The sequence below is a fragment of the uncultured Parvibaculum sp. genome, from assembly GCF_963975745.1.
Taxonomy (GTDB): Bacteria; Pseudomonadota; Alphaproteobacteria; order Parvibaculales; family Parvibaculaceae; genus Parvibaculum.
On sequence record NZ_CAXBIB010000022.1, the window covers coordinates 1 to 26,952 of the forward strand.

The 26,952-nt window shown below is 61.2% G+C and carries 29 protein-coding genes; 4 read left to right on the forward strand and 25 right to left on the reverse strand.

The window, feature by feature from the left end; all coding sequences use genetic code 11:
• Nucleotides 1–155: 155 nt before the first annotated feature.
• The 6 genes from AAC071_RS14870 to AAC071_RS14895 all read right to left on the reverse strand — a co-directional run bounded on the left by AAC071_RS14870 (nucleotide 156) and on the right by AAC071_RS14895 (nucleotide 4,452).
• A complete protein-coding gene (locus AAC071_RS14870) occupies nucleotides 156–623 on the reverse strand; it encodes a MerR family transcriptional regulator (protein ID WP_339833990.1) in 468 nt (155 codons plus the stop codon).
• A gap of 73 nt (nucleotides 624–696) precedes the next feature.
• A complete protein-coding gene (locus AAC071_RS14875; protein WP_339833993.1) occupies nucleotides 697–1,014 on the reverse strand; it encodes an integration host factor subunit alpha in 318 nt (105 codons plus the stop codon).
• Nucleotides 1,015–1,139: 125 nt separating this feature from the next.
• Nucleotides 1,140–2,117, reverse strand: coding sequence for a beta-ketoacyl-ACP synthase III (locus AAC071_RS14880; RefSeq protein ID WP_339833996.1), 978 nt, complete (start codon nucleotides 2,115–2,117; stop codon nucleotides 1,140–1,142).
• The gene (gene plsX, locus AAC071_RS14885) at nucleotides 2,114–3,199 is read right to left on the reverse strand and encodes a phosphate acyltransferase PlsX (RefSeq protein WP_339833999.1); all 1,086 of its coding nucleotides are present in this window, start codon (nucleotides 3,197–3,199) and stop codon (nucleotides 2,114–2,116) included. The genes AAC071_RS14880 and plsX overlap by 4 nt, the downstream gene beginning before the upstream one ends.
• Nucleotides 3,200–3,309: 110 nt before the next feature.
• On the reverse strand, nucleotides 3,310–3,876 hold the full coding sequence (locus AAC071_RS14890; protein WP_339834002.1) for a YceD family protein: 567 nt from the start codon (nucleotides 3,874–3,876) through the stop codon (nucleotides 3,310–3,312).
• A 3-nt stretch (nucleotides 3,877–3,879) separates the two neighbouring features.
• Nucleotides 3,880–4,452, reverse strand: coding sequence for a ubiquinol-cytochrome C chaperone family protein (locus AAC071_RS14895; protein ID WP_339834006.1), 573 nt, complete (start codon nucleotides 4,450–4,452; stop codon nucleotides 3,880–3,882).
• Between the two features lie 115 nt (nucleotides 4,453–4,567).
• Here AAC071_RS14895 and bamE point away from each other — a divergent pair, with 115 nt between their 5' ends.
• Nucleotides 4,568–5,077 carry an outer membrane protein assembly factor BamE gene (bamE, locus tag AAC071_RS14900; protein WP_339834009.1) on the forward strand — a complete coding sequence of 170 codons (510 nt, stop codon included), beginning with the start codon at nucleotides 4,568–4,570 and terminating at the stop codon, nucleotides 5,075–5,077.
• Between the two features lie 19 nt (nucleotides 5,078–5,096).
• Here bamE and AAC071_RS14905 read toward each other — a convergent pair whose 3' ends face one another.
• The 10 genes from AAC071_RS14905 to glyA all read right to left on the reverse strand — a co-directional run bounded on the left by AAC071_RS14905 (nucleotide 5,097) and on the right by glyA (nucleotide 15,941).
• The gene (locus AAC071_RS14905) at nucleotides 5,097–6,770 is read right to left on the reverse strand and encodes a cation:proton antiporter (RefSeq protein WP_339834012.1); all 1,674 of its coding nucleotides are present in this window, start codon (nucleotides 6,768–6,770) and stop codon (nucleotides 5,097–5,099) included.
• Nucleotides 6,771–6,889: 119 nt separating this feature from the next.
• Entirely contained in the window at nucleotides 6,890–9,004 is a 2,115-nt protein-coding gene (locus tag AAC071_RS14910) for a sodium-translocating pyrophosphatase (protein ID WP_339834015.1), read from the reverse strand.
• A 165-nt stretch (nucleotides 9,005–9,169) separates the two neighbouring features.
• Nucleotides 9,170–10,225 (reverse strand): thiamine-phosphate kinase, encoded by a 1,056-nt coding sequence (thiL, locus tag AAC071_RS14915; protein WP_339834017.1) that lies wholly within the window; start codon nucleotides 10,223–10,225, stop codon nucleotides 9,170–9,172.
• Complete coding sequence (nusB, locus tag AAC071_RS14920) at nucleotides 10,149–10,568, reverse strand: transcription antitermination factor NusB (protein ID WP_339834019.1); 420 nt, start codon at nucleotides 10,566–10,568, stop codon at nucleotides 10,149–10,151. The genes thiL and nusB overlap by 77 nt, the downstream gene beginning before the upstream one ends.
• A gap of 114 nt (nucleotides 10,569–10,682) precedes the next feature.
• Nucleotides 10,683–11,138, reverse strand: coding sequence for a 6,7-dimethyl-8-ribityllumazine synthase (gene ribH / locus AAC071_RS14925; RefSeq protein ID WP_339834021.1), 456 nt, complete (start codon nucleotides 11,136–11,138; stop codon nucleotides 10,683–10,685).
• The gene (gene ribB, locus AAC071_RS14930) at nucleotides 11,138–12,292 is read right to left on the reverse strand and encodes a 3,4-dihydroxy-2-butanone-4-phosphate synthase (RefSeq protein WP_339834023.1); all 1,155 of its coding nucleotides are present in this window, start codon (nucleotides 12,290–12,292) and stop codon (nucleotides 11,138–11,140) included. The genes ribH and ribB overlap by 1 nt, the downstream gene beginning before the upstream one ends.
• Before the next feature lie 5 nt (nucleotides 12,293–12,297).
• Complete coding sequence (locus AAC071_RS14935; protein WP_339834025.1) at nucleotides 12,298–12,936, reverse strand: riboflavin synthase; 639 nt, start codon at nucleotides 12,934–12,936, stop codon at nucleotides 12,298–12,300.
• Between the two features lie 6 nt (nucleotides 12,937–12,942).
• Entirely contained in the window at nucleotides 12,943–14,061 is a 1,119-nt protein-coding gene (gene ribD, locus AAC071_RS14940; RefSeq protein WP_339834028.1) for a bifunctional diaminohydroxyphosphoribosylaminopyrimidine deaminase/5-amino-6-(5-phosphoribosylamino)uracil reductase RibD, read from the reverse strand.
• 36 nt (nucleotides 14,062–14,097) lie between these two features.
• Entirely contained in the window at nucleotides 14,098–14,577 is a 480-nt protein-coding gene (gene nrdR / locus AAC071_RS14945; RefSeq protein ID WP_339834031.1) for a transcriptional regulator NrdR, read from the reverse strand.
• A gap of 47 nt (nucleotides 14,578–14,624) precedes the next feature.
• On the reverse strand, nucleotides 14,625–15,941 hold the full coding sequence (gene glyA, locus AAC071_RS14950; RefSeq protein WP_339834034.1) for a serine hydroxymethyltransferase: 1,317 nt from the start codon (nucleotides 15,939–15,941) through the stop codon (nucleotides 14,625–14,627).
• 434 nt (nucleotides 15,942–16,375) lie between these two features.
• Between glyA and AAC071_RS14955 the strand changes: the two genes are divergently transcribed.
• Nucleotides 16,376–16,837 (forward strand): MucR family transcriptional regulator, encoded by a 462-nt coding sequence (locus AAC071_RS14955; RefSeq protein ID WP_339834037.1) that lies wholly within the window; start codon nucleotides 16,376–16,378, stop codon nucleotides 16,835–16,837.
• Nucleotides 16,838–16,843: 6 nt separating this feature from the next.
• On the opposite strand, the gene AAC071_RS14960 is transcribed toward AAC071_RS14955, so the two are convergent.
• The 4 genes from AAC071_RS14960 to AAC071_RS14975 all read right to left on the reverse strand — a co-directional run bounded on the left by AAC071_RS14960 (nucleotide 16,844) and on the right by AAC071_RS14975 (nucleotide 20,594).
• Nucleotides 16,844–17,086, reverse strand: coding sequence for a serine hydroxymethyltransferase (locus AAC071_RS14960; RefSeq protein WP_339834039.1), 243 nt, complete (start codon nucleotides 17,084–17,086; stop codon nucleotides 16,844–16,846).
• A gap of 46 nt (nucleotides 17,087–17,132) precedes the next feature.
• Nucleotides 17,133–18,344, reverse strand: coding sequence for a 5-aminolevulinate synthase (gene hemA / locus AAC071_RS14965; protein WP_339834125.1), 1,212 nt, complete (start codon nucleotides 18,342–18,344; stop codon nucleotides 17,133–17,135).
• 145 nt (nucleotides 18,345–18,489) lie between these two features.
• Nucleotides 18,490–19,266 carry a glycerophosphodiester phosphodiesterase gene (locus AAC071_RS14970; protein WP_339834041.1) on the reverse strand — a complete coding sequence of 259 codons (777 nt, stop codon included), beginning with the start codon at nucleotides 19,264–19,266 and terminating at the stop codon, nucleotides 18,490–18,492.
• Between the two features lie 23 nt (nucleotides 19,267–19,289).
• Nucleotides 19,290–20,594 (reverse strand): L,D-transpeptidase family protein, encoded by a 1,305-nt coding sequence (locus AAC071_RS14975; protein ID WP_339834042.1) that lies wholly within the window; start codon nucleotides 20,592–20,594, stop codon nucleotides 19,290–19,292.
• A gap of 157 nt (nucleotides 20,595–20,751) precedes the next feature.
• Between AAC071_RS14975 and AAC071_RS14980 the strand changes: the two genes are divergently transcribed.
• Nucleotides 20,752–21,561 (forward strand): DUF1295 domain-containing protein, encoded by an 810-nt coding sequence (locus AAC071_RS14980; protein WP_339834044.1) that lies wholly within the window; start codon nucleotides 20,752–20,754, stop codon nucleotides 21,559–21,561.
• A 21-nt stretch (nucleotides 21,562–21,582) separates the two neighbouring features.
• Here AAC071_RS14980 and AAC071_RS14985 read toward each other — a convergent pair whose 3' ends face one another.
• From AAC071_RS14985 to AAC071_RS15000, 4 genes are all read right to left on the reverse strand, one after another.
• Complete coding sequence (locus tag AAC071_RS14985) at nucleotides 21,583–22,095, reverse strand: MarR family winged helix-turn-helix transcriptional regulator (protein WP_339834046.1); 513 nt, start codon at nucleotides 22,093–22,095, stop codon at nucleotides 21,583–21,585.
• A gap of 140 nt (nucleotides 22,096–22,235) precedes the next feature.
• Entirely contained in the window at nucleotides 22,236–23,126 is an 891-nt protein-coding gene (gene mmsB / locus AAC071_RS14990) for a 3-hydroxyisobutyrate dehydrogenase (protein WP_339834048.1), read from the reverse strand.
• A gap of 21 nt (nucleotides 23,127–23,147) precedes the next feature.
• Nucleotides 23,148–24,188 carry an enoyl-CoA hydratase/isomerase family protein gene (locus AAC071_RS14995; RefSeq protein ID WP_339834050.1) on the reverse strand — a complete coding sequence of 347 codons (1,041 nt, stop codon included), beginning with the start codon at nucleotides 24,186–24,188 and terminating at the stop codon, nucleotides 23,148–23,150.
• Nucleotides 24,189–24,191: 3 nt separating this feature from the next.
• Nucleotides 24,192–25,331 (reverse strand): isobutyryl-CoA dehydrogenase, encoded by a 1,140-nt coding sequence (locus AAC071_RS15000; RefSeq protein ID WP_339834053.1) that lies wholly within the window; start codon nucleotides 25,329–25,331, stop codon nucleotides 24,192–24,194.
• A gap of 136 nt (nucleotides 25,332–25,467) precedes the next feature.
• Between AAC071_RS15000 and hemB the strand changes: the two genes are divergently transcribed.
• A complete protein-coding gene (gene hemB / locus AAC071_RS15005; RefSeq protein WP_339834055.1) occupies nucleotides 25,468–26,478 on the forward strand; it encodes a porphobilinogen synthase in 1,011 nt (336 codons plus the stop codon).
• On the opposite strand, the gene AAC071_RS15010 is transcribed toward hemB, so the two are convergent.
• Entirely contained in the window at nucleotides 26,475–26,930 is a 456-nt protein-coding gene (locus AAC071_RS15010) for a helix-turn-helix domain-containing protein (RefSeq protein WP_339834058.1), read from the reverse strand. The genes hemB and AAC071_RS15010 overlap by 4 nt on opposite strands.
• Nucleotides 26,931–26,952 lie beyond the last annotated feature (22 nt).

Below are 26,952 nucleotides of genomic sequence, written 5' to 3' on the forward strand. Positions count from 1 at the left end.
CGACGACCCCTTGTCCCCCAGACAAGTGCGCTACCGGGCTGCGCTACGCTCCGACCGGACGAGGAGCGAACCCCTCAGGCGGCGCGGACTATAGACGCAGCACCCCATTGCGGCAACGGCTCAAATCGGGCTTTTTCCGTTATTTTTGAAGGCTCTCAGCCCTCCTCTTCCTCATCCGCCCAGAGCGTCTCGTCGATCTCGTCCTTCAACGAAATCAGGTCCTCCAGGATCGCCGCCAGCTGCTTGCGGCCGGCGCCCTTGATCGGACGCTCGATGCCGTCGCGCTCTTCCTGATCGCCGCGCTCGACCGCCTCGCGCGCAAGCTCGGCCACAGAGGCGTCGACCATCCCCTTGCCGGTCTCGGTGACGAACTTAACGCCTTGTTCGCGAAAGACTTTCTGGACGCCCTTGATGGTATAGCCGTCATTGTAGAGCAGCGTCCGGACGCCGCGCAGCAGGTCGACATCCTCGGGCCGGTAATAGCGCCGCCCGCCGCCGCGCTTCAGCGGCCGGATCTGGTTGAACTTGCTCTCCCAGAAACGCAGCACATGCTGCGGCACATCGAGCTCGGCTGCGACCTCGCTGATGGTACGAAAGGCATCGGCTGACTTTTGTATCGTCAAATCAGGTCCCTGCTGACCTTCCCGAACACGATGGATGAACACGGGCCGGCTCAATGACGCACCGCCCCGTCGCCTAGTCGGCGGCCGCCGACTTGCCGCTCAGCGCTCCGTTGATGCGCTCCTTGAGCACATGGCTCGGCCGGAACACCAGAACCCGCCGCGGCTTGATCGGCACTTCCTCGCCGGTTTTCGGATTGCGGCCCATGCGGCCGCCCTTCTTCCGTACCGAGAACGATCCGAAAGACGACAGCTTGACGGTTTCGCCCTGCGCCAGACTGTCGGCGATCTGCGACAACACCAGTTCCACCAGCTCCGCCGACTCGTTCCGCGACAAGCCGACTTCCTGATAGACCGCCTCGCTCAATTGCGCACGCGTGACAGTTTCCCCCATGGCCTCCACCTCTGCAGTTTCTCCCGAAGCCTATTGCCCCGCCGGAAACCCGTCAATATCAATGGGATGGGCGATTTTTCTCAAGTTCGGGATTCAAGAGTCATTCTGCCTTCCGGCAGCCGTCCCTAGAACCGGAGCAGAACCGAGCCCCATGTGAATCCGCCGCCCATCGCTTCCAGCAGAACGAGGTCGCCCCGCTTGATTCGGCCATCCCTGACCGCCGTATCGAGCGCCAGCGGCACCGATGCCGCCGATGTATTGCCCTGGTCGGCCACCGTCAGCACCACCTTCTCGGGCGGCAAACCGATGCGTTTCGCGGTCCCGTCGAGGATGCGTTTGTTGGCCTGATGCGGCACGAACCAGTCGATCTGGTCGGCCGTCAGCCCGGTTGCCGCCAGCGATTCGTTGATCGCCTCGGCAATATTGACCACGGCATGACGAAACACCTCACGGCCTTCCATGCGGACATGACCGGTCGACTGCGTCGACGAGGGCCCGCCGTCGACATAGAGCTTTTCCTTGTAGCGACCGTCCGAATGAAGATGGGCGGTCAGCACGCCGCGATCGGCATTCGTGCCGGCACCCTCCATGCCGGTGACGACGACCGCGCCCGCCCCGTCGCCGAACAGCACGCAAGTCGTGCGATCGGTCCAGTCAAGCAGCCGCGAAAACGTCTCGGCCCCGATCACCAGCGCTGTCTTCGACTGGCCGGTGCGGATGAACGTGTCGGCAATAGTCAGCGCATAGACGAAGCCCGAACAGACGGCCTGAATGTCGAACGCCGCGCCGTGGTGCAGGCCAAGATCGGCCTGGACCGAGACCGCCGTCGCTGGAAACGTATTGTCGGGTGTTGTTGTTGCCAGAATGATCGTGTCGATTTCCTGCACATCGATTCCGGCATCGGCGATAGCCGCCCGCGCCGCCGCCAGCGCAAGGTGCGAGGTCAGCTCGCCATCGGCCGCAATATGCCGCCGATGAATGCCTGTTCGCTCCACGATCCATTCATCGGTCGTGTCGACGACCCTTGCGAGATCGTCGTTGGTCATCACACGGTCCGGCAGAAAGCTGCCTGTGCCCTTGATTACTGTCCTGATTGTACTCACGAAAGAACTGCCTCGGATTCCGGTGTGTTTGTTTTTGGGCTCTGACCGTTGGCGTCGGCGTCAAATCCGTTGAGAAGGCAGAGATCGGCCGTGATCCTGCTGACCAGATCGGCCGAGGCGACATCGACGGCCACATCGATGGCCGCGGCAAAGCCCGTCGCATCGGTTCCACCATGGCTTTTGACAACCAGCCCGTTGAGACCGAGAAAAACCGCTCCGTTCGACGCCCGCGGATCGAGCTTGGCGGCCAACGCACGAAAGGCCCCTTTTGCGAACAGATAACCGATACGGGCCATGAGCGAACGGCTGATGGCCGCCCGCAGATATTCCATGACCAGCCGGGCTGTACCTTCGGCCGTCTTCAACGCGATGTTGCCCGTATAGCCGTCCGTCACGACCACATCGACGGTTCCCTTCGAAATATCGTCCCCTTCGACAAAGCCGTGAAAATGCATCGGAAGCTGTGCGTCACGCAGCATCTGCGCGGCGTCCTTCACCTGCTCAGTGCCCTTGACCTCTTCCTCACCGATATTGAGCAGGCCGACCAGCGGTCGCTCCAGATTGAAGACGACACGCGCAAAGGCCTCGCCCATCACGGCGAACTGGACGAGCTGCGACGCATCCGGTCCGATGGTCGCGCCGAGATCGAGCACGACGCTCTCGCCCCGCGCGGTCGGCCAGAGCGCGGCCAGCGCCGGCCGCTCGACATTCGGCATCGTCTTGAGGATGACCTTCGACATCGCCATCAGCGCGCCCGTATTGCCCGCCGAGACGACGACCTGCGCCTTGCCCTCCTTCACCGCATCGATGGCGAGCCACATACTGCTCGTCTTGCGGCCCCGCCGAAGTGCCTGGCTCGGCTTGTCCGTCATCGACACGGCGATATCTGTATGCACGATCTCGCTGACGGAGGCGACGCGCGGATGCTTCTCAAGCAGCGGACGAATCCGGGCCTCGTCGCCATAGATCAGGAAACGCACATCGGGATGCCGGATCGAGGCAACTTCTGCACCACCGATTACCGTCGCAGGCCCGTGGTCCCCCCCCATGCCGTCCAGCGCTATGGTTATTCCTCGCGTCACCTGGAGGTCCTCTTCAAGAATCCCTGCGCGCCATCGGCCGGCACGCGCCCGGAAGATACAAGGTTGTCGATGTGAAACAATAGCTGGAAATGACCCGAAATCCCGGCGAATCAGTCATTTTTCTTGAGTTTCTCAAGCACGGCAAAAGGATTGGGGCGTTCTTCCGCAGCGGCGGCGGAAGCCTCAGGAGAAGGATTATACGCTGCGTCCGGTCGCCGGGGATAAGGTTCGATGGCTAGCGCCAGCGCCTCCGCAACGGCCTCGCCAATATCGATTGCACCGTTCTCCATGGGCTCCGGTGCATCGTCGCCCTCGGCCTCAACCAGTATCTCCCGGCCATCGGCGATCCCGTCCGGCTCGACCAGATGCGCCGGCATCCAGCGCCGGGTAAAATTTTCATCGATCCGCTGCGGCACGGGATCGAGCGTCACGACACAGGACTGCGTGAGCTGCGCCTCGAACCGGCAGTCGAGTATTAGCCCATGCTTGCGAAACGGTCTGATCCGCGCCGTTCCACGAAGGACTTGCAGTTCGAGAATGCCGAAGCGCCGCGCCAGTGCCGCACGTGTCTTTGCATCGGCTTCGAATGCGATCTGCGCACCAGTGGGTGGCACATCCTTGGCGGCAATCCTGAGTCTGAACTCGGGTTCAGGGACAGATGGTGTTTGCAGCGTCATGGATCAGATTCCAGCCGCAAGGCCGGCCGCCGCGCCCGCCTCTTCGGGCGGGGGCATGAAGTCCACACGACCAGCCGTGATCTCCTCGAAAGGTTGCGCTGCGAGCGTCAGATCGCACCGCCTTGCATAAGAGGCAAGGCCGACCGCTTGCGCCGTTGTCTCGGTTTCTCCGAACACATTGCGGGCCAGCGCCTCGGCAAGCAGCGCCTCGCCATCGGCACGCAACCCTTCCTCATAGGCACCAATGCGGCCATAGAAAGACGATGCCATCGCCTTGATCTTCTTGCCGACCGAAAGGTCGCCTACGCCCATCTCCCGCAATGTCTGGTCCATATCGTCGAAGAGAATGTCGAATAGCCGTTGACCCAGCGCCCGCCCCTCCGCACCGCCGGCCCGCAGGCGCCGCAAGACCAGAAAGGCATGAAGGCAGACCATCTCGAATCGACCCTCGACCGTGTCGGGGACCCCACCATGGAGATAGAATCCAGGCAGCCGCGACTGGGCCACAACCGCCCGGTACAGCGAAAAGGCCTCATCTTCGCCGCGGTTCCGAGCGAAAATTCGTTTCCATATCATGGCTTGGCTCCGGCGGCTGGGCATACGGCTTGCCCTCGGCCGCATATGTCGATTGAATTTACCGGGCGACAAGGGTAGGTCAACGTCAGAACTTTCGGTCCCAGGAGCCTCATCAATGACACCGCCGCGTCTGAGCCAAACCGTCCGGACGATCATGATCGCCGCCTGCCTGACTACATCTGCGGCGGTGCTGGCGGCATGTTCACCCGTCGTGGAGGAACGAGGTTACATTTTCGATCCGAACGACCTGACGAAGATTCAGCCTGGCATCACCAGCAAGGAGCAGGTCCGCTCGATCATGGGGTCACCCTCGACGACGTCAACCGTCGACGGCGAGGCTTGGTACTACATATCCAGCAAGTTCGAAACGACCACTTTTTACCGTCCGAAGGAAGTCGATCGGGCCGTTGCGGCATTCTATTTTGAAAAGACCGATGTGGTCCAGGAGGTTGCTTACTACGGCCTCGAAGATGGGCAGATCGTCAATTTCGTCGATCGCACCACGCCAACACGCGGCAAGGAACTAACGGTGCTTGGACAGATCTTCGGCAATCTCGGACGCTACAACGCCCCGGGCGCCGCCATACCGGGCGTCGGCACAGGAAATCCGGGCGGCCGCCGGTAAAGCAAACGGCGGCCGGGCGCTACCCGACATCCGCTTCGGGCGTTCCGAACAATTTCTCGATGGCCCTTTCGGCGGCATCCGAGAAGGGCCGCAGCGTCGTGTCGACACCCTTTGATCGCAGCATCGCGCCGTCAGCATCGCTGCTGGCAATCGCAGCAATGTGCCCGCCGAAGCCCCGCCCCCTGACCGCTTCGACAAGCGCCAAACGCGGATCCTCATGCGTGACCCCGATTTCATGGGGCGGCACTGCGATAATGATGTAGCGCGCCGTTCCCAGCGGCAATGATTCATGCATGTCCGGATCAAACAGGTCGCCATACATCACGCTTGCGCCGCTGTGCCCCCAATCGCGGATCACATCCGGGTCGAAATCGACACCCAGCACACCCAGGCCGCGCTCGCGAAACCCCGAATAGAGTGAACGTCCATACCGACCCAGCCCGAAAAGAATGACGTCGTAGCGTGCCGCGGACGTTCCATCGGAAATCTGCTGCTCGCGATGCGCGATCCGGCGCTCGAAGATGCCGAGATAGGGCTCGATAAAACTATAGAGCGGTTGGGAATAGAGGATCATGTAGGTCGAGAGGCCAATGGTGATCACGCCGACCAGCGTCACAAGTCCCACGGCATCTTCGCTGACATGACCAAGCCCGAGCCCGAGCGCAATGAAGATCAGTGAGAATTCGCTGATCTGGGCGACCGTCAGGCCGGCCAGAAACCCGGTACGTTTGCGGTATCCCATCAGCCCCATGATCGCCATCACGATCAGCGGATTTCCGATCAGCACGAAAAGCGAAAGCAGAATCGCCGGTCCCACAGCATCGCCGACGACACGCAGGTCGAGATGGGAGCCGAGCGAAATGAAAAAGAACACCAGCAGGAAGTCACGCAGACTCGTCAGCCGCGATCCGATGGCTTCCCGGAAAGGCGTCGAGGCCAGCGCTACCCCCGCGATCAGACCGCCAAGCTCCTTGCTGAAGCCAAGATACTCGCCAAGGGCCGCAAAGGCCGCCGCCAGCCCCAGCGCGAAGACGATCAGCAATTCAGGCGCCTTGGCCATGCGGCTGAGGATGGGGTGCGCGACGCGGCTGACGACAAGCCAGAGCAAAATCAGCGGCACGGCGCCGGCCGCAAGCGCCAGTGCAGCGTCGACAAGTCCGGTCTCCTCAGCGGCGCTCGCAGTCAGCGCCGACATGACCGCCATCGCGAGCACGACCGCAAGGTCTTGTACGATCAGGAAACCGAGCGCAATCCGGCCGTGAAGGGCGTCGAGTTCGCGTTTGTCCGACAGCAGCTTGACGATGATGATGGTGCTGGAAAATGTGAGGGCGACAGCCACATAAAGGCTTGCAATCGGCGACATGCCGAGGCCGATGCAGATCAGAAACCCGACGACCGACGTGAAGAGAATTTGTCCAACGCCGGTGTTCAGTGCGACCACGCCGAGCGTCCGCACCAGGTTGAGATCGAGCTTCAGGCCAACGAGGAACAGGAGCAGCGTCACGCCGAGCTCAGAAAGCAGCTTCAGATAGTCGGTCGACTGGACGATGTCAAAACCGGCGGGGCCTGCCAGCATGCCGACAATGATGAAGCTGACGATCATCGGCTGGCGCAACCAGATGCCCAACAGGCCGATCAACGAAGCCAGCATCAAGAGGGCCGCTATTTCATAAAAAACGGTCGCTTCCGGCACCGGCCCCTCCCTGTCGCATCGCCTGCAGTTTCAGTCTATTCGGCCCGTCGGTCAAACGTGCGAAAAGGCCCCGCGGGATTTCTCCCTCAGGGCCTTTCCTTGTCGGCCTTGAAGCCGGTTTAGTGAGCCAGCACCGCCAGCAGCAGAAGCGCCACGATGTTGGTGATCTTGATCATCGGATTGACGGCCGGGCCGGCGGTGTCCTTGTAAGGGTCACCCACCGTGTCGCCGGTCACGGCAGCCTTGTGGGCTTCGGAGCCCTTGCCGCCATAGTTGCCGTCCTCGATGTACTTCTTTGCATTGTCCCAAGCACCGCCACCGGAGGTCATCGAGATGGCAACGAAGAGACCGGTCACGATGACACCGAGCAGCATCGCACCGACCGCCGAGAAGGCGGCCGACTTGTCGGCAATGCCGAGGATGATGAAATACAGCACAACCGGCGACAGAACCGGCAGCATCGACGGGATGATCATTTCCTTGATCGCGGCCTTGGTCAGCATGTCGACCGCACGCGCGTAGTCAGGCTTGGACGTGCCGGCCATGATGCCCGGATCGGCCTTGAACTGACGACGCACTTCCTCGACGACCGAGCCCGCGGCGCGACCAACGGCGGTCATGCCCATCGAACCGAACAGGTAAGGCAGCAGGCCGCCGATGAAGAGACCGATCACAACATACGGGTTGGAGAGCGAGAAGTCGGGGCTGACACCAGCGAAGTACCCGTAGGTCTCCGAGTTGGCCGCGAAGAACTTCAGGTCTTCCGTATAGGCTGCGAAGAGCACCAGCGCGCCGAGGCCCGCCGAACCGATCGCATAGCCCTTGGTGACCGCCTTCGTCGTGTTGCCGACGGCATCGAGTGCGTCGGTCGTCTTGCGAACGTCGGCCGGAAGGTCCGCCATCTCGGCGATGCCGCCCGCGTTGTCCGTCACCGGGCCGAAGGCGTCGAGCGCAACCACCATACCGGCCAGCGCCAGCATGGTCGTCACCGCGATGGCGATGCCGAAGAGACCAGCAAGACCGTAGGTGACAAGAATGCCGACAACGATGACCAGCGCCGGCAACGCCGTCGCTTCCATCGAGATCGCCAGGCCCTGGATCACATTGGTACCATGCCCGGTGGCCGAAGCCGCCGCCACCGACCGCACCGGACGAAAATTGACGCCCGTATAGTATTCGGTGATCCAGATGATGAGGCCGGTCACGATCAGACCGGCGATACCGCAGATATAAAGGCTGAAGCCGGTAAATGGCTTTCCGTTGACGACAAACTCGGAGTCGAGACCGATGACGGCATCGGTCACGAAATAGAGCGCGATCAGCGACAGCACTGCTGAAGCGATGAAGCCCTTGTAGAGCGCGCCCATGATGTTGTTGCTCTTGCCGAGCCGCACGAAGAACGTGCCGATGATCGAGGTCACGATGCAGGCACCGCCAATGGCCAGCGGATAGAGCATCATGTTGTCGAGCCCGGCGCCGACAAAGAAGATCGAGGCCAGAACCATCGTGGCGACAACCGTCACCGCATAGGTTTCGAAAAGGTCGGCCGCCATGCCGGCGCAATCGCCGACATTGTCGCCGACATTGTCGGCGATCGTCGCGGGATTGCGGGGATCGTCTTCCGGAATACCGGCTTCGACCTTGCCGACAAGATCGCCGCCCACGTCAGCACCCTTGGTGAAGATACCGCCGCCGAGACGTGCGAAGATCGAAATCAGCGAAGCACCGAAACCGAGCGCGACAAGAGCGTCGATGACTTCGCGCGACCCGGCATCAAGGCCGAGATGGACCGTCAGCACTGCGTAATAGACCGCGACCGACAGCAGCGCGAGACCCGCAACGAGCATGCCCGTTACCGCACCGGACTTGAACGCCACATTGAGGCCGGCCGAGAGACTGACGCTGGAGGCTTGCGTGGTGCGCACATTGGCGCGCACCGAAACCAGCATGCCGATATAGCCCGCCGCGCCCGACAGCGTCGCACCGACCAGGAAGCCGATCGCGACTTTCAGGGTCAGCAAGTACCAGACGATAAGGAAGATGACCGCGCCGACGATGGCGATGGTCGTGTACTGACGCGCGAGATAGGCGCTGGCGCCTTCCTGGATCGCCGCTGCGATCTCCTGCATGCGCGCATTGCCTGCATCCATCGCCAGCACCGAGCGGATAGCCCAGATGCCGTAGACGAGCGCCAGCAGCCCGCAGCCGATAATAGCCCACAAAGCAGTGCTCATTGTTTTGTCCTTAGGTTTCCTTGACGGATTGTACCGGCGGGAACTTCCACTCGGCCTCCGGCGCTGCCGCGCCGGAAGTCCTCCCCCAGCCGAATGCAGAAATCGCGCGGAAAGATGCCAAATACGGCTTGGGAAAGCAACCGCCCGTCCGGACGGTCGGTTGGCCTAAAAATGACGATATCCCAAATGCTTGAGTGCCAGGGGGCGGCCGTCGGAATCGACCGCAAATACCCCCTCTGCGGCAGGCAGGATGGTCCCGATTCGGGCAATCGGGGTCTGCGTTTCCGCAGCGACACGGGCGATATCGGGCCCCCGTCCCGGAGGGGCCGCGAACAGAATCTCGTAATCGTCGCCGCCACCGGCAATCGCCCCGATCAACCCGGCGTCCCTGGCAAGAGCGGCGCGCGCCGCGTCGGACAGCGGCAGCCGCGCCATCTCGATTCGGGCACCGACACCGGAAACCGCGCACAGATGGCCCAGATCGGCCATCAGGCCATCAGATACATCGAGCGCTGCATGTGCGATTTCCCGCAGCCCCTGCCCCGCGGCCAGCCGCGGCCTGGGCAACCGGTAGCGGTCACGTAGCCAATCCCGGTGCGCGGCACCGAGATCGCCAAGACTACCTTGCAGAACCTTGAGGCCGAGCGCAGCATCGCCAATCGTTCCGGTTACGTAGATACCGTCCCCGACACCGGCGCCCCGCCGATGCATCATTTGGCCTTCGGGCACCTCTCCGATGGCCGTCAGCGTGAATGTCGGCGGACCCGGCGTCCGCACCGTGTCGCCGCCCCAGAGCGAGATACCGTAGGTCTCCTGGTCGCCGGCCAACCCTGCCGCAAACGACCGCATCCAGCCGATATCGGTGTCCGATTGCCAGGCGGTGACCAGCAGATAGCCTTTCGGCACAGCTCCCTTGGCCGCCAGATCCGATAGATTGACCCGCAACAGTTTGCGCGCCACCGCTTCGGCCGGATCGTCGGGCAGAAAATGAACGCCCTCGACCATCGCATCCACAGTAAGGATGGATTGATGCCCCGGACGGACAGCATAAAGCGCGGCATCGTCCGTGAGCCCCAGCGCTTCCGGCGCCGACGCGGCAAGCGGTGCGAACAACTCCGCGATCAGCGTAAATTCGTCGCGTGCCTCAGCCCTGTCCGGCGGCGCCATGATCCGCTCCTGCGTCGCGTCGGATTTCGCGGCCGAGCCGGTCGAGAACGGCATTGACGACGCCTGGTTCATCCCCTTCGAAGAAGGCATGCGCCACATCGACATATTCGTTAATGACGACCTTGACAGGCACATCCTTGCAACGACGAAGCTCGTAGACGCCGGAGCGAAGAATGGCCCGCAACGTCGCGTCAAGCCGCGCAAGCGACCATCCTTTCGCCAGCGCACCGTTCACTTGCACATCGAGTTCGCGCTGTTCGCGGACCACGCCGCGAACGATATCGTCGAAATGATCCGTATCGGCTTCGACGATCTCTTCATTTTCCATCGGCCTTTCAAGAAGATGTTGCGTGAATTCGTCAATCGCATCTTCAAGCGGCGTCCCGGCGATATCCATCTGATAAAGCGCCTGAACGGCACCCAGACGTGCAGCGCTGCGCGCTTTGGCGTCGACATGTCGACCTGATGCTGGTTCTGCGGGCTCAGAGTTCATTTTGTTCTGAGCCGCGGCTCAGGCTCCCATGCTGCGCTTGAGTTCAATCATGTCGAGACAGGCATTGGCTGCACCGCCGCCCTTGTTCTTCTGATCCATCTTGGCCCGGGCCCATGCCTGGGCCTCGTTCTCGACGGTCTGGATTCCGTTCCCGAGCGCAAGCGAACGTTCGACCGCGATATCCATGAGCGCGCGCGCGGATTCATTCGAAACGATATCGTAATGCGTCGTTTCACCGCGAATGACACAACCAAGCGTCACGAATCCATCAATGGCTTTTGTAAAGGCACCATGCGCCATTGCGTCGATCGCATATTTGATCGCCGCGGGAATCTCCAGCACGCCGGGCACCGATATGCGCTGCCATGTAGCGCCTCGCGCCTCGATCGCAGCAATGGCGCCGCGTGCAAGTTCGTCGGCAAGATCTTCGTAGAAGCGTGCCTCCACGATCAGGATATGTGCGTTGGTGGTCATCACGAGGTTGTCTCCCTGACGGGCCGGGCTTTTGCTCCCTCGGCAACGCCCCTGTTGATCGGTCGCTGTTCGACGATCCGCAATCCATACCCGTCGATCCCCACAATGCTGCGATCGGTGTCGGACAGCAGCACCATGTCATGAACGCCTAGATCGAGGAGAATCTGCGCACCAACGCCATACTCGCGTAGCCGGCGCGGCATTCCATGCTCCCCCCCCTCGCCCTTGCGCAGCAACATGTCGGAAACAACGGTGGCTGTCGTGTCCCGGATCAGCACGATGATTCCCCGACCTTCTTCGTTGATGATCCGCATCGACTGGTCCAGAAGATCCGACCGCGGCCCGGTCGCTCCCAGAATGTCGTCGAAAACGTTGATGGCATGCATACGCACCAGCACCGGTTCGGGTGTCGAGATATCGCCCTTCACCAGTGCGATGTGTTCGGCATACTCGACAGTATTGAGATAGACCATCAGCTTGAATTCGCCGCCGGCCTTGGTCTCGACCTCGGTTTCGATTGCGCGATGAATGAAATTGTCGTAACGGCGCCGATAGGCGATGAGGTCGGCGATAGTCGCGATCTTGAGCCCGTGAAGCTGCGCAAACTGAACGAGGTCCGGCAGCCGCGCCATCGTGCCGTCATCGTTCATGATCTCGCAGATGACGCCGGCCGGATAGAGACCGGCAAGCCGCGCGATATCGACAGCCGACTCGGTGTGCCCCGCACGCACCAGAACACCGCCATCCCGCGCCACCAGCGGAAATACATGGCCGGGCGAAACGATGTCCGTTGCGCCTTTGGTCGGGTCGATGGCAACGGAAACGGTATGGGCGCGGTCGTGCGCCGAGATGCCGGTCGAAATGCCCTCACGCGCTTCGATGGAAACGGTAAAGGCCGTCTGGTGCCGCGACTGGTTGGTGGATGACATGAGCTGCAGATTGAGTTGCTTCGCCCGGTCATTGGTCAGAGTCAGACAGATCAGTCCGCGGCCATATTTGGCCATGAAATTGACCGCCTCGGGTGTGCACATCTGCGCTGGAATGACGAGATCGCCCTCGTTCTCACGGTCTTCTGCATCGACAAGAATGAACATCTTGCCGTTGCGCGCGTCTTCGATGACGTCTTCGATCGGAGACAGATATTCCTTGTACACGATGCTCAATCCTTCTGAACCAGGCGAGCCACATAGCGGGCCAGCATGTCGATTTCAAGATTAACGGGATCGCCGGCTTTCACCATCCCCCAGGTCGTGACGGCCTGTGTATGCGGAATGATGTTGACCCCGAAACGGGTCCGGCGCTCATTGGCGCCGTCCGCCCCTGCGGCAGGCATGTCTTCGACCTCGTTGACCGTCAGCGATGTACCGTCGAGCGTAACGGACCCTTTTGGCGCGATGAACCGGCCGAGCGCCTCGGACGCCTCGAAGACGAACCGCTGCGAGGCGCCATCCGGCCTGATATCGACAATGCGCGCAACACCATCCACATGACCACTGACAATATGGCCGCCCAGTTCGTCGCCAGCCTTGAGCGCCCGCTCGAGATTGATCCGCGATCCCGACGTCCAGTTGCCGAGCGTCGTGCAATCGAGCGATTCCGCCGACACATCGACAGCAAACCAGTCGCCCTCCTTGTCGCACCCCTTCTCGACGACCGTCAGGCAGCACCCCGAACACGCAATGGAGGCTCCGAGGTCAATGCTGCCGGCGTCATAGGCCGTGCCAATGACAAAACGCACGTCACCGCGCTTTTGCAGCGAACGCACCCGGCCGACATCCGTAACGATACCTGTAAACATGAACGCTCAACTCCGAAGAACGTAGCTGGAGAGCGAATCCTCGCCGAGCGAAATCACCTCGCGCAACGCGAAGATCGGCGCCATGTCGACATGCTTGACCCCGAGCCCGGCAATCGCCGGATAGCCATCGCCGCCAATTACCTTGGGCGACTGAAACCATTCGATCCGGTCGACCAGACGCGCCCGCATCAGGGAGGCAGAAAGACGCGCCCCGCCCTCGACCAGAAGCCGCGTCACGCCGCGCGATGCAACTTCTTCAAGTGCCAGGCGCATGTTCATCAGACCATCCTCGCCAGGTGCTACGTCGATCAGTGTCACACCGCAATCTTCGAAGGCCTTGCGTCGTGCGTCGTCGCCCCCCGGAAGTGTCAGCAGCCAGACCGGCGCATTCCGCGCATCACGCACCAGTTTCGCGGTCAGCGGCAATCTCAGGCGGCCGTCGGCGACAATACGGATCGGCGAACGCTTGCCAAGCCCCGGCAGACGGCATGTAAGCTGCGGATCGTCCACCACCGCCGTGGCGCTGCCGACCATGATCGCATCATGTGTCGCCCGCAACAGATGCCCGCGATTGCGGGCACGTTCTCCGGTGATCCACTGGCTCTGGCCATCATGTGTGGCACTACGTCCATCGAGCGAGCTGGCGATCTTCAATGTTACCAGCGGCCGTGCCTCCGACATGGTCAGAAAGAACCCCGCATTGAGATGACGCGCTTCGTCACCGCAGACATTCTCGCTGACTTCCACGCCGGCAGCTTCCAGCATCGCAAACCCGCGCCCCGCAACCTTCGGATTGGGGTCGCTCACCGCACCGACCACACGTGAGATTCCGGCATCGATCAGCGCCTGGGCACAGGGTCCGGTCTGGCCGTGATGTGCGCAAGGCTCGAGGCTGATATACGCCGTCGCCCCGCGCGCCTGGGCGCCCGCACGCGCCAGTGCCTCGGTCTCGGCATGTGGCCGGCCGCCAGTCTGCGTCCACCCACGCCCCACGATCCGGGACCCATGGTCGCCGTCGCGAACGATCACGCAACCGACCGCCGGATTGGGAGAAACCTGTCCCAATCCGCGCTCGGCCAGCGTCAGCGCCATCTTCATGAACTGAATGTCGTACGGCCGGCTCATTTTCTTTCCTGCAAGCGGAACGCCGGCGACATCAGCCTACCGGTCGTCGTCGATCTCGTTGCGTATCGGCCCACCGAGTTCGCCCAGAAATTCCTCGAAATCCTTCGCCTCTCGGAAATTCTTGTAGACTGATGCAAAGCGGACATAGGCGACTTCGTCGAGAGACATCAATCCCTCCATCACCAACCGTCCGATCATGGCCGACGGAATCTCGCTTTCGCCCATACTTTCGAGGCGCCGAACGATACCGCTCACCATACGCTCTATGCGCTCCTGCTCAACCGGGCGTTTCCGCATGGCGATTTGCACGGAACGCATGAGTTTATCCCGATCGAAAGGTACACGACGGTTATTGGTCTTGATGATCGTCAGCTCACGGAGCTGGACCCTCTCGAAGGTGGTAAACCGCCCGCCGCACGCCGTACAGAACCGCCGCCGCCGGATCGCCGTATTGTCTTCGGTCGGACGCGAGTCCTTGACCTGTGTGTCTTCGTTTCCGCAATATGGACAACGCATACGCCGCCAGCCCCCTGACTGAAAATTTTTTCGCCCGCACAGTCCCCTTACTTCGGGCCGCCATAGATCGGAAAGCGTCGGCAAAGCTCGACGACGCGCCCCTGGACATCCGCCTCGACATCGGCGTTTCCGTCTTCGCCGTTCTTCACCAGCCCGTCCAGCACCTCGATGATGAGACGGCCGATCATCGCAAATTCCGCCGTACCGAAACCACGTGTCGTCCCCGCTGGCGTCCCGAGCCGGACGCCGGACGTCACCATCGGCTTCTCGGGATCGAACGGAATGCCATTCTTGTTGCAGGTGATGTGAGCCCGTTCAAGGGCTGCCTCGGCGACTTTGCCGGTCAGCTTCTTCGGACGCAGGTCGACCAGCATAAGATGAGTATCGGTTCCACCGGAAACGATCGCGGCACCGCCATCCACAAGTGTCGATGCAAGCATGCGCGCATTCTCGACCACGGAACGGGCATAGGTCTTGAATTCCGGGCGCAGCGCCTCGCCGAACGCCACCGCCTTGCCGGCGATGACGTGCATGAGCGGCCCGCCCTGTATGCCGGGGAAAATGGCCGAATTGACTTTCTTGCCGATATCTTCGTTGTTCGACAGGATCATGCCGCCGCGCGGCCCGCGCAGCGTCTTGTGCGTCGTGGTCGTGACAATGTCAGCGAACGGCAATGGGCTTGGATGGGCGCCGCCGGCAACCAGACCCGCAAAATGCGCCATGTCGACCATGAAGAACGCGCCGACGGAATCCGCAATCTCGCGAAAAGCCTTGAAGTCGATCACGCGCGGATAGGCCGATCCGCCGGCAATGATCATCTTCGGGCGATGCTCTTTGGCAAGCGCTGCCACTTCATCCATATCGATCAGATGGTCTTGCTGGCGAACGCCATATTGAACGGCCTTGAACCATTTGCCCGATTGATTGGGTGCCGCGCCATGCGTCAGATGACCGCCAGCCGCAAGGCTCATGCCCATGATGGTATCGCCCGGCTTCAGCAAGGCCATCATCACACCCTGATTGGCCTGCGAACCTGAATTTGGCTGTACATTCGCATAGGTGCAGCCAAACAATTTCTTGGCGCGATCGATCGCAAGCTCTTCAGCGATATCGACGAACTCGCAACCACCGTAATAGCGCTTGCCGGGATATCCTTCGGCATATTTGTTCGTCATGATCGACCCCTGCGCCTCGAGTACGGCGCGGGAAACAATGTTCTCCGATGCGATCAATTCGATCTGCGTTTGCTGACGCTCCAGTTCCAGCTCGATCGCCTTGAGAACATCGGGATCGCTGGCCGCCAGCCCATCGGTGAAGAAACCGGAAAAGCCGCCGGGTGCGGCGGCTGCATTGCTCAATGACATAAAACTACCTTCTAGTCCGGATGAATTCCCGGCCACGGGAATACCTGCGCTCCGCAGGACGCCCGGGTTCGATGCTGGGCGTGATACCATATATTGTCGGACGGAGCCAATTCACCACAAATTTGCCGGCTTTCTGCGGCGGCCCGGCGCCAGGCCGCAACCAAGCCATAATGCGGACAGCCCGGCAATCCGACCCTCGCCGATGTATCGGCGGCTAAAAACGGGAAGTTTACTTGGTGATCCAAGTCATTCTCTGGTCGAACCGTCGCCTTCCTAGAAATTCACCTTGGTCCGCTGGAGTTTAAACCAGCTTCATCACAGAAGAGGCGCTTGATCTCCTTGATTGCCGTATCCCTATCGCGCTAGAAGATGCCTGTTACTGTCGTCGCATGTACAGACAGCAATTGATCCCTGCAGCGAGGCAATACACTCGAATGAACGAGACCAAATCTTCTCCGCAATCCGACACGACGGAAATGCTGAGCCTGGCGACGGAAATCGTTGCAGCTTATGTAAGCAACAATGCTGTGACCGCGACGGATCTCCCGGGGCTTATCCATACTGTCTACACAACGTTGCTTGAAATCGAGCAGGGCGGCGGACAGCGGGAAACCGAACTGACCCCGGCTGTGCCGATCAAGAAATCGGTAACCGCGGATTACATCATCTGTCTCGAAGACGGGAAGAAGCTGAAAATGCTGAAGCGCTATCTGCGCTCGCAATACGGCCTTTCGCCCGAGGAATACAAGGCGCGCTGGGGGTTGCCGCACGACTATCCGATGGTCGCGCCCAACTATGCAGCACAGCGCTCCAAGCTTGCCAAGCAAATCGGTCTCGGCCGCGTCGGCGCCGGCACAACGCCGCGCACCCGCAAGAAAAAACGCACGGCACGCTAACCGTCTCTAGACGACAATTCCTCCACCGTCCGGATCCTCGCGGTCGCGCGGTTTCTTTGTGCCGCTCCCATGGTCGGCCTGCCGGCCAAGCATGTATCGCAGCTTCTGCAATGCGACACGTTCAAGTTCCGTACGGGCGGCCGACGATGGAGCTACGACGGACACTTCCAGACCGCTGGAAACATCCACGGCCGTCACCTTGACGCTGGCGCCGATAGGCGTGAATTCAAAAATGATCTCGCGGCGCACCCCGCCGGCTCCACCATTGGAGTCTGTATCGTCGTCCTGGGGACGATCAGGCGGCACGCCGAATCTTGCGGCGCGTCCAGACCTGGTCGAGCGCCCTAACAAGATCACGCATCATGTCGTCGCTATGCACCGGACATGGCGTAAATCGCAGCCGCTCGGTGCCCCGAGGCACCGTCGGATAATTGATTGGCTGAACATAAATATTGTAGTCCTGCAACAGATCATCGCTGACCTGTTTACATACGACCGGATCGCCGACCATCACCGGCACGATATGGCTCTCGCACCACATGACCGGTAATCCGGCGTCCGCCAGCATCCGGCGCAACGTCATAGCGCGTTCCTGATGCCTTTCACGTTCGACATTGCTTGTCTTGAGGTGACGAACGGCCGCCAGCACACCCGCAACAAGAACCGGCGCAAGCGACGTCGAGAAGATGAACCCGGGAGCATAGGAACGAACCACATCGACCAGATCGGCCGACGCGGCAATGTAGCCGCCCATGACGCCAAAGCCCTTGGCGAGCGTTCCTTCGATGATATCGACCTTGTCGAGAACGCCATCGCGCTCGGCAATCCCACCCCCGCGGGGCCCATAAAGGCCGACAGCATGAACTTCGTCGAGATAGGTCAGCGCGCCGTATTTGTGAGCCAGATCGCAGATTGCGCCGATCGGCGCAATATCGCCATCCATGGAGTATACGGACTCAAATGCAACAATCTTGGGCTGCGCCGGATCGATTTCTTTCAGCAGCATCTCAAGATGTTCGAGATCGTTGTGCCGCCACAATCGCTTCGGCCCGCCACCGCGACGGATCCCCTCGATCATCGAGGCGTGGTTCATCTCGTCGGAAATGATGATGCAGTCGCCCAGAATACGCGCCAGCGTCGAGAGCGTTGCGTCGTTGGCCGCGTAACCCGACGTAAACAGCAATGCCGATTCCTTGTGGTGGAGATCGGCAATCTCACGCTCGAGTTCGACATGATAATGTGTAGTACCGGAGATGTTGCGCGTGCCACCAGAGCCCGCACCGACCTCGTCGATCGCCTTGTGCATGGCCGCGAGAACAGCCGGGTGCTGCCCCATGCCGAGATAGTCGTTGGAGCACCAGACAACAATGTCCTTGGTACCTTCGGCCGTATGGAACGTCGCCCGCGGAAACGACCCGCGATGGCGCACGATATCGGCGAAGACACGGTAACGGCCCTCGTCCTTTACGGCGCGGAGCGCCTCAGCGAGCCTTTTCTTGTAATCCATGGCGTAGAAGCTCATCGACCGTATCCTCACCCGGGCCGTCCCCGCTGGAGAACCGGCAACCCATGTTTAGCACACCTTAGGACCCTGTCGCAGCCCGGCCAGACGCGAATTGTCGCAGAAAATACATGATGTTGACAGCTGCGGTCTACGCGCTCCAGAGCCCAAGCTCCATGAGAACCGCTTTCAGAATGGCAGGTTCGTCGGTCATCAGCCCGTCGACACCAAGATCGATCAGCCGCCGCATTTCGGACGGATCGTCGATCGTCCAGACATGCACCTGCAGGTCAAGCTCATGGGCCCGATCGACCAGCGCCCGGTCGACCAGCCTGATTCCGTGCTGCCGCACCGGCAACTGCGCGCAACCCTCGCCGAACCCGCCCCAGAGAGAGCCGAGCGGACCGCTCCAACTGGAGAATCGCAACCGCGCGGTCGACATGGGCCCCATGCCGGTGCAAAGGCCCGGGCCCAACGCTTCCCGGATCGCTGCCGTCCGCCGGCCCGAGAAGGAGTTGACGCAGACTCGGTCGACCGCCTTCGCCTCCCTCAGAAGCCGGATCAGAGGTTCGGCTGCATTGTCGCGTTTCGGGTCGATATTGATTCGAATATCTGGCCAGGCCGTCAGCAGTTCCGCCATCAACGGAATCGGTTCTCGGCCGTCGACCCGTGCCGACTTCACATCGGCATAGTCCATCTCGGCGATCACGCCGGTCCGGTCGGTCACACGGTCCAGTTGATCGTCGTGAAAGGCGAGCAACACGCCGTCCCGCGTCGCATGAACATCCGTTTCGATATAGCGATAGCCGAGATCGACAGCGCCCTGAAAGGCCGGCATCGTGTTTTCAGGCCAGGCGCCCGCACCGCCTCGATGGGCGAAGGCCAGAAGCCCATTATGCTGAAGATAGGGGAATTTCGCTGGCCGCATCGTTCCCGCCTGCGTCTTTGTTACTAGTTGTCCAACGCGCTCGTATTGACGCTGCCGTCGCGCGCATAGACATCGTCGCGGAAATTGACCGAGCCGTCATCTGCAACCCATGCCGTCAGATAGACGAGATAGATAGGTACCTGCTGCGTCAGATAGGCATTGCGATACTGACGGGATTCGATCATCCGGTCGACGCGTGCGGCATCCCATTCGCGATCGTCGCCCTGCATCAGCCAGGTAACAAGCCCGCGCACATTCCGGACGCGCACACAACCTGAACTGAAGTTTCTCTCCTGGCGCCCAAATAACGTCTTGGTCGGCGTATCGTGCAGGAAAATAGCCTGATTGTTCGGAAAGTTGATCTTGACCGTGCCGAGAGAATTGTACGGTCCTGGATCCTGCCGCAAATAGTAGGCCTCGTTGATGCGCGGGCTTGACCAGTCGACCTGATGCGGATCGAGCTCGCGGATATTTGCATCCCATCCCTGCAGGACGCGAATACCTTGCCGTTTCAGGAAATCGGGATTGGCTCGAATCTTCGGCAGCATGTCGGCCATCGCGATCGACTTGGGCACATACCAGTATGGATTGAAGGTGATCGAGGCGACCTGACTGGTGATCTCCGGCGTCTGGCGGCTTTGCGTACCAACGATCACCCGCTCGCGGAATTCGACGACACCATTGTTGACGGCCTCCACTTCCTGACCGGCGATATTGACGAACACATAGCGCTGTTCGAGTTTTGGAATGATCTCGGAAAGCCGTTGGAGATTGAGTTCGAGCTGGCGGATGCGCGTGTGAACCGGCACATTCATGGCCGCCACCGTGCGGCGGCCGACAATGCCGTCCGGTTCGAGCCCGTTGCGCATCTGGTAGCGCTTCACGCCCTCATGGACAGATTGATCGTAGAGGTAGGGGTCTCCATCGGAGACCGACATGTCGCCCTCGGCAACCAGCCGTTTGCGGACCGCCGCAACACGCACATCGCGAACACCGAGTTCGAGTCTTTCGCCAGCCGGCACGCGCTCCCAGCCACCCCACCCGGCAATCTCACGATACATGGCGATGGCCTGGGTCAGTGGCAAAAGCCGGTCTTCGCCGAGCACAGGTGCGGCCGACCGCGTCACGGGATCGGCCATCGGGGCAACCTGGCTGTTGGCCTGCCACGGATCGACCCAATGGGTCTCGGCCGCGCCGTAGCCCGTCGTGGTTTCGGCCAGCACTGCGTCGCTTCCTGCCGCCATCGCCAGCACCCCGGCCAGCAGACAGCCCGGCAGCCGGCGACCATACCGAAATCGAACAGATATCTCGACCAGAGCGCGAACCAAGACGCTTTGCCCTCCTTGGGGCTGGAAAGCTCATGTCCCAGCCTTACCATTCTGGGACAGTGATCAGAACTGATGTCCGGCTTTTCGGACTCTTTGCAGATTATGTAGCAGCAAACCTCAAGATTTGTGGCCGATCGGCCCGGAATCGGCCAGTCTCATGACGATGAGTGACGAAATTGCAACTTTCATGCTCAACATCGGGGTCATTCTGGCCTTGATGGTGGCCGTCTGGGCGATCAGCCTTGCCCTGCGCGATGCCGGCATCGTTGATGTGTTCTGGGGTCTCGGCTTTGCGGTCATTGCACTCGTCACCTGGGCGACAAATCCCGGCTACGGCGCACGCGCCGCGCTCATCGCCGGCCTGACGATGCTCTGGGGCTTGCGCCTCGGGCTCTATCTGTTCATCCGCTGGTACGGCGAAGCACATGAAGATCGCCGCTACGCAGCCATGCGCGCCAGACGCGGCCCCGGATTCTGGTGGCAGAGCCTTTACATCGTTTTTGGCCTCCAGGCCGCTGTCATGTTGATTGTCTCGTTGCCGGTGCAATTCGGCATCATGGCACAGGCGCCTGCCCATCTGACGCTGCTCGACCTTGTCGGCGCGCTGATCGTGCTGACAGGCCTCGCCTTCGAAAGTATCGGCGACGCCCAGCTGATGGTCTTCAAGGCGGACCCCGCCAATAAGGGCAAGGTAATGGACCGGGGTTTGTGGGCGTGGACGCGCCATCCCAACTATTTTGGTGACGCGCTGGTCTGGTGGGGCCTGTTCATCATCGCCTTCGCCGCACCGGCGCTCTGGTGGACGGCGCTTGGCCCGGCGCTGATGACCTGGTTCTTGATCAGCGTCTCTGGCAAGGCCCTGCTGGAACGTGGCCTCCGCAAGACCCGCCCTGGCTATGACGATTACGTGGCGCGCACGAGCGGCTTCATCCCGCTGCCGCCGAAACGGAAGCGGCAACCGGAATAAGGCCGGCACAGACAGGAAAATTCAGAGACGATAGCGGATCTGATCTGTCCAGAAGCGTTCGAGCTTGAACAGCGTCGCGTTGACCTGCCGCAGCTCCTCGGGCGTGATGTCGCCGACATCGACGATCATCGCACAATGCTTCTTGTAGACATCGTCGATAGCCGCGCAGATGGCCCTGCCCTTGTCGGTCAGCTTGACGCGAACCGATCGCCGGTCCGAGCGCGAACGCTGATGATGAATATAGCCGGCTTCGACAAGCTTCTTGAGATTGTAGGAAACATTGGAGCCGAGATAGTGACCCCGCGTCCTGAGTTCGCCGGCGGTCATCTCGGCATCGCCGATATTGAACAGCAGCAGCGCCTGCACGCTGTTGATCTCGGAGACGTGAATGCGGTCGAGTTCGTCCTTGATCACATCGAGAAGCCGGCGGTGCAGGCGCTCGACATAGGTGAGCGCCTCGAGATAGGCGGCTTTCCGACCTGAATCTTCCTGATTCACAGTGGCGTCGGTCGTCTTGATGTTGGTCATACCCATGGGTTTGGCCCTTGAACTCGCGCGAAACAGCATCAGAGCAACACCTTCTGGCGCGCCCTGACCCACCATATTCGCCACGATCCTAACGGGGGCTTAAACCGGCCGGGACGCGTGCGCGCCCGGAAGAAATATGATTAAGGTTATATTTCACCGCGGATCAGCTTGATCACGCCTGAAAAATCGAGGTTTTCCTCACCCGCTGCTTCCATTAGCGCATAGAGCTGCGCGGCCTGCGCGCCGAGCGGCGTCGGCGTCCGCGCCGTCCTCGATGCATCCTGCGCCAGTCTCAGATCCTTCAGCATCATTGCAGCCGTGAACCCCGGCGCATAACCGCGATTGGCCGGCGATGTCGGCACCGGTCCGGGGACCGGGCAATAGGACGTCATCGACCAGCACTGGCCCGAAGCCGTCGACGAAATGTCGAACAGGGTTTGCGCATCAAGCCCGAGCTTCTCGCCCAGCACAAAGGCTTCCGACACGCCGATCATCGAAATACCGAGGATCATGTTGTTGCAGACCTTGGCCACCTGCCCGTTACCGGCTGCACCGGCGTGAAAGATATTCTTGCCCATCTTCTCGAGAAGCGGCCTGGCCCGGGCGAAAGCATCTGGCGTCCCGCCCACCATGAAGGTCAGCGTCCCCGCCTCGGCACCCCCGACGCCGCCCGATACAGGCGCGTCGACCATGTCCATGCCGGCCGCTTCGGCCGCTGCAATCGTCTCACGCGCCGACGGCACATCGATGGTCGAGGAATCGATGAAAAGCGTGCCCTTGTCGGCGGCCGCAATCAGCCCGCCCTCGCCGAGATAGACCGAGCGAACATGGTCTCCAGCGGGGAGCATCGTCACGACGAATTCGACGCCCCGCGCCGCATCGCGCGCAGTCGCCGCCCGCATCGCGCCGGCCTCGACCAGCCCGGCCACCGCTTTCTCGCTGAGGTCGAACGCCTTGAGCTGATGTCCGGCCTTGACGAGGTTCCGTGCCATCGGACCGCCCATATTCCCGAGCCCGATAAAACCGATCGTCGCCATCGCGTCCTCCTTCAATGCCTCTCAAGGCAGCGTCAATTCGTCGGCGCCCAGCGGCGCGAAATAATGATCGACTTCGCTCGGCTTCATGTCGGCGAGATGCGCCGGGCGCCAATTCGGACTCTGATCCTTGTCGATCACCACCGCGCGCACGCCCTCATAGAAGTCATGGCCTGCAACGAAGCGCGAAATCAGCCGGAACTCGAGCTTCATGCAATCCTCGAAATCGAGATCCGCACCCGCACGGATCTGCCGGAAAGCAATCAGTGTGCTCGTCGGCGATTTGCTCTCGATCGTGTCGGCGGTCTTCATTGCCCAGGCGCTGCCTTCGGCCCGCAGCGAGGCAAGAATTTCCGCGACGGAGTCTCTCGAAAAATGTGCGCCGATTTCATCCTGCATCGGCGCCAGCGGCGGCGCCCCCTCTTCCTCGGCAACCTCCCGGAGCGCGACCCGCGGATCGGTTCCGCCGGCAAGGCGGTCTTTCAGCACATCAAGCCGCACCGACGGCACATAGGCATCCGCAATGCCGGCATAGATCGCATCGGCCGCCTTCAATCGCGTACCGGTCAGTCCGAGATACATCCCGGTCGCGCCCGGACAGCGCGGCAGAAAATACGTGCCGCCGACATCGGGAAAGAGGCCGATGCCGGTTTCGGGCATGGCAAACGTCAGGTTCTCGGTCGCGACGCGATGCGAACCATGAACCGAAACACCGACACCACCGCCCATGTTGATCCCGTCCATCAGGGCGATATAGGGCTTCTTGTAGCGCTTGATATAGCAGTTGAGCCTGTATTCCTCGCGCCAGAAATCGAGGGCGGCCGGATCGCCCGCCTGCCCCCAGTCATACAGCGCCCGGATGTCGCCCCCGGCGCAGAACGCCTTCTCGCCGGCAGATTCGATAACGACACAATGAATTTTGGGATCGTCGGCCCAGGCAATCAATTGCGGGTGAATGGCCCGCACCATGCCGAGTGTCAGCGCGTTGAGCGCTCTGGGCCTGTTCAGCGTGATGATACCGGCAACGCCGCGCCGTTCGAACAGGACTTCGGATTCCTCGCCCATGCCTCAGTCCTTCAAGAGCTCGCGCGCAATGATGACGCGCATGATCTCGTTGGTCCCCTCGAGAATCTGATGCACGCGCACGTCGCGCAGATGCCTCTCAAGCGGAAAATCCTTCAGATAGCCATAGCCGCCGTGAATCTGCAGCGCTTCATTGACGACATTGAAGCCGACATCGGTTGCAAAGCGCTTGGCCATCGCTGCATGCATCGTTGCGTCCGGCGTTTTGGCATCCACTTTGGTCGCCGCCTGCATGATCATCAGTCGTGCGGCCTCGAGTTCGGTCGCCATGTCGGCAAGTTTGAACTGCAATGCCTGGAACTGCGACAGCTTCTTGCCGAACTGTTCGCGCTCGCCGAGATAGGCCTTCGCGCGCGAAAGCGCGGCCCGCGCCGTCCCAAGCGAGCAGGCGCCGATATTGAGGCGTCCGCCATCAAGCCCCATCATGGCGATCTTGAAGCCTTCCCCTTCGCCGCCGATCCGGTTGGCGATCGGCACGCGTACATCCTCGAATATGACCTGCGCCGTCGGCTGACTGTTCCAGCCCATTTTCCGTTCGGTTGCACCGAACGACAGACCCGGCATCCCCTTCTCGACGACAAGACAGGAAACGCCCTTCGGCCCCGCGTCGCCGGTACGCACCATGCAGACATAGATATCGGACGTGCCGGCCCCGGAAATGAATGCCTTGGACCCGTTCAGGACATAATGCTCGCCATCACGCACCGCCTTCGTCTTCAGCGACGCGGCATCCGAACCCGATGACGGCTCGGTGAGGCAATAGCTGGCAATCAGTTCCATCGGTGTCAGTCGCGGCAGCCAGTGCTGCCGTTGTGCGTCTGTGCCGAACGTATCGATCATCCACGACGCCATGTTGTGGATCGAAAGGAAAGCGGCCGTAGACGTACAGCCTTCAGAGAGGGCCTCGAAAATCAGCGCGGCATCGAGCCGCGTCAGGGCCGAACCGCCGACATCCTCGCGCACATAGATCCCGGCGAACCCCAAGGCCGCTGCCTTGCGCAAGGTCGCGACAGGAAAGAACGCATCGCGGTCCCATTCGGCGGCAAAGGGGGCGAGTTCGTCGGCCGCGAACTGCCGGGCCACGTCCTGAAATGCCTGCTGCTCTTCAGTCAGCTCGAACCGCATATTTGCTCCTCCCGAACGGCCTCGAAAGGCGTCGAAGCGGTGATAGTCATACCCTCCAACCCTGTCAACGAAGCAACGGCTTGCCGCAGCGTAACACCAGATTGCGCAACGCGTCCCTTGGCGTTATGAGTGACGCATGACCGACCCGAAGAGCCCTGTACCCGTCTTTCCTGCCATTCGCATGCGGCGCAACCGCAAGACCGACTGGTCGCGACGCCTCATCGCCGAAAATGCGCTTTCGGTGAACGATCTTCTTTGGCCCATCTTTCTGACCGACGGCGAGCGCGTGAAGGAACCGGTCGCAACGATGCCGGGAGTCGCCCGGCTGTCGGTTGACGAGGCGGTGCGAGCGGCAACCGAAGCGGCTACGCTGGGCATTCCAGTCGTCGCGCTCTTTCCCTATACCGCACAGGACAAGCGCGACGCTTCCGGTTCGCGCGCGATCGATCCGGACAATCTCGTTTGTCGCGCAACGCGGGCCATCAAGGCCGAGGTACCGAATATCGGCATTCTCTGCGACGTCGCACTCGATCCCTATACCAGCCATGGGCACGACGGGCTGATGAAGGACGACATCATCCTCAACGATGAAACGCTGGAAATGCTGGTGCAGCAGGCGCTCGTCCAGGTCGAGGCCGGCTGCGACATCATTGCGCCGTCCGACATGATGGATGGCCGCGTCGGCGCCATTCGCTCGGCGCTTGAAGCGGCCGGACGCACCGACACGCAGATCATGTCCTATGCAGCAAAATACGCGTCGGCCTTCTATGGGCCTTTCCGCGATGCCATCGGTTCCTCGGGCGCATTGAAAGGCGACAAGCGCACCTACCAGATGGACCCCGCCAACGGCGATGAGGCACTTCGTGAAGTGGCGCTCGATATCGCCGAAGGCGCCGACATGGTGATGGTGAAGCCGGGATTGCCTTATCTCGACATCGTCTCCCGCGTGAAGGCCGAGTTCGGAATGCCGACCTTTGCCTATCAGGTATCGGGAGAATATTCGATGATCGCCGGCGCAATCGAGCGCGGCTGGTTCGATCGCGATCGCATCATTCTTGAAAGTCTGTTGGCCTTCAAACGCGCTGGTGCCGATGGCGTCTTGACCTATTTCGCGCTTGACGTGGCAAGGTCTCTGGCAACCCGCTAGCCGAGACCGGCCAGCCGCAGCGATGCGGTGCCGTGCAAGGACGCAAGTCCCCCTGCTTCCTCGATCAGGTCGGCCACTTCCTCGACCAGCTTGCGCCGCTTGGCCGCCGCCTTGCGGTCGTTCAGCGGCCCGAACATCAACTCATACCGTCCCGGAAAATCTTCGGCGAAAGCAAGATAGGCGTCGCGCAGGGTCTTCGGGCTGGCCGCCGTCTCCAGATCGCCGATCAACATCTCGTAGCCTTCAAGCGCAACGGCCCCCAATAGATCGTCGAGATTGACAAAGTGGCGATAGGGCGCGGCCTCCGATACGCCGGCGCGGCGTGCAGCTTCGCGCAATGTCAGGGCCTGGCGTCCGCGGATGTCGATCAGGGTGATCGCCGCATCCATTAATCCGCGTTTCAGATCGCCGTGATGATAGGTCGTCTTCTGTCCGCGAAGTCGCGCCCGCATGCCTCCGCCCCGTCGCCATGTT

Excerpts from the sequence above, each read along its gene's own strand:
- mmsB (WP_339834048.1), bottom strand. The coding sequence starts at position 23,126 with ATGGCGACGATCGGTTTTATCGGGCTCGGGAATATGGGCGGTCCGATG.
- AAC071_RS14895 (WP_339834006.1), bottom strand. The coding sequence starts at position 4,452 with ATGATATGGAAACGAATTTTCGCTCGGAACCGCGGCGAAGATGAGGCC.
- ribH (WP_339834021.1), bottom strand. The coding sequence starts at position 11,138 with ATGACCACCAACGCACATATCCTGATCGTGGAGGCACGCTTCTACGAA.
- glyA (WP_339834034.1), bottom strand. The coding sequence starts at position 15,941 with ATGTCATTGAGCAATGCAGCCGCCGCACCCGGCGGCTTTTCCGGTTTC.
- hemB (WP_339834055.1), top strand. The coding sequence starts at position 25,468 with ATGACCGACCCGAAGAGCCCTGTACCCGTCTTTCCTGCCATTCGCATG.
- hemA (WP_339834125.1), bottom strand. The coding sequence starts at position 18,344 with ATGGATTACAAGAAAAGGCTCGCTGAGGCGCTCCGCGCCGTAAAGGAC.
- AAC071_RS14985 (WP_339834046.1), bottom strand. The coding sequence starts at position 22,095 with ATGGGTATGACCAACATCAAGACGACCGACGCCACTGTGAATCAGGAA.
- nusB (WP_339834019.1), bottom strand. The coding sequence starts at position 10,568 with ATGGATATCGCCGGGACGCCGCTTGAAGATGCGATTGACGAATTCACG.
- AAC071_RS14995 (WP_339834050.1), bottom strand. The coding sequence starts at position 24,188 with ATGGGCGAGGAATCCGAAGTCCTGTTCGAACGGCGCGGCGTTGCCGGT.
- AAC071_RS14980 (WP_339834044.1), top strand. The coding sequence starts at position 20,752 with ATGACGATGAGTGACGAAATTGCAACTTTCATGCTCAACATCGGGGTC.
- ribD (WP_339834028.1), bottom strand. The coding sequence starts at position 14,061 with ATGAGCCGGCCGTACGACATTCAGTTCATGAAGATGGCGCTGACGCTG.
- bamE (WP_339834009.1), top strand. The coding sequence starts at position 4,568 with ATGACACCGCCGCGTCTGAGCCAAACCGTCCGGACGATCATGATCGCC.
- AAC071_RS14910 (WP_339834015.1), bottom strand. The coding sequence starts at position 9,004 with ATGAGCACTGCTTTGTGGGCTATTATCGGCTGCGGGCTGCTGGCGCTC.
- AAC071_RS14955 (WP_339834037.1), top strand. The coding sequence starts at position 16,376 with ATGAACGAGACCAAATCTTCTCCGCAATCCGACACGACGGAAATGCTG.
- AAC071_RS14875 (WP_339833993.1), bottom strand. The coding sequence starts at position 1,014 with ATGGGGGAAACTGTCACGCGTGCGCAATTGAGCGAGGCGGTCTATCAG.
- thiL (WP_339834017.1), bottom strand. The coding sequence starts at position 10,225 with ATGCCGTTCTCGACCGGCTCGGCCGCGAAATCCGACGCGACGCAGGAG.
- AAC071_RS15010 (WP_339834058.1), bottom strand. The coding sequence starts at position 26,930 with ATGCGGGCGCGACTTCGCGGACAGAAGACGACCTATCATCACGGCGAT.
- AAC071_RS15000 (WP_339834053.1), bottom strand. The coding sequence starts at position 25,331 with ATGCGGTTCGAGCTGACTGAAGAGCAGCAGGCATTTCAGGACGTGGCC.
- AAC071_RS14970 (WP_339834041.1), bottom strand. The coding sequence starts at position 19,266 with ATGCGGCCAGCGAAATTCCCCTATCTTCAGCATAATGGGCTTCTGGCC.
- nrdR (WP_339834031.1), bottom strand. The coding sequence starts at position 14,577 with ATGCGTTGTCCATATTGCGGAAACGAAGACACACAGGTCAAGGACTCG.
- AAC071_RS14890 (WP_339834002.1), bottom strand. The coding sequence starts at position 3,876 with ATGACGCTGCAAACACCATCTGTCCCTGAACCCGAGTTCAGACTCAGG.
- AAC071_RS14935 (WP_339834025.1), bottom strand. The coding sequence starts at position 12,936 with ATGTTTACAGGTATCGTTACGGATGTCGGCCGGGTGCGTTCGCTGCAA.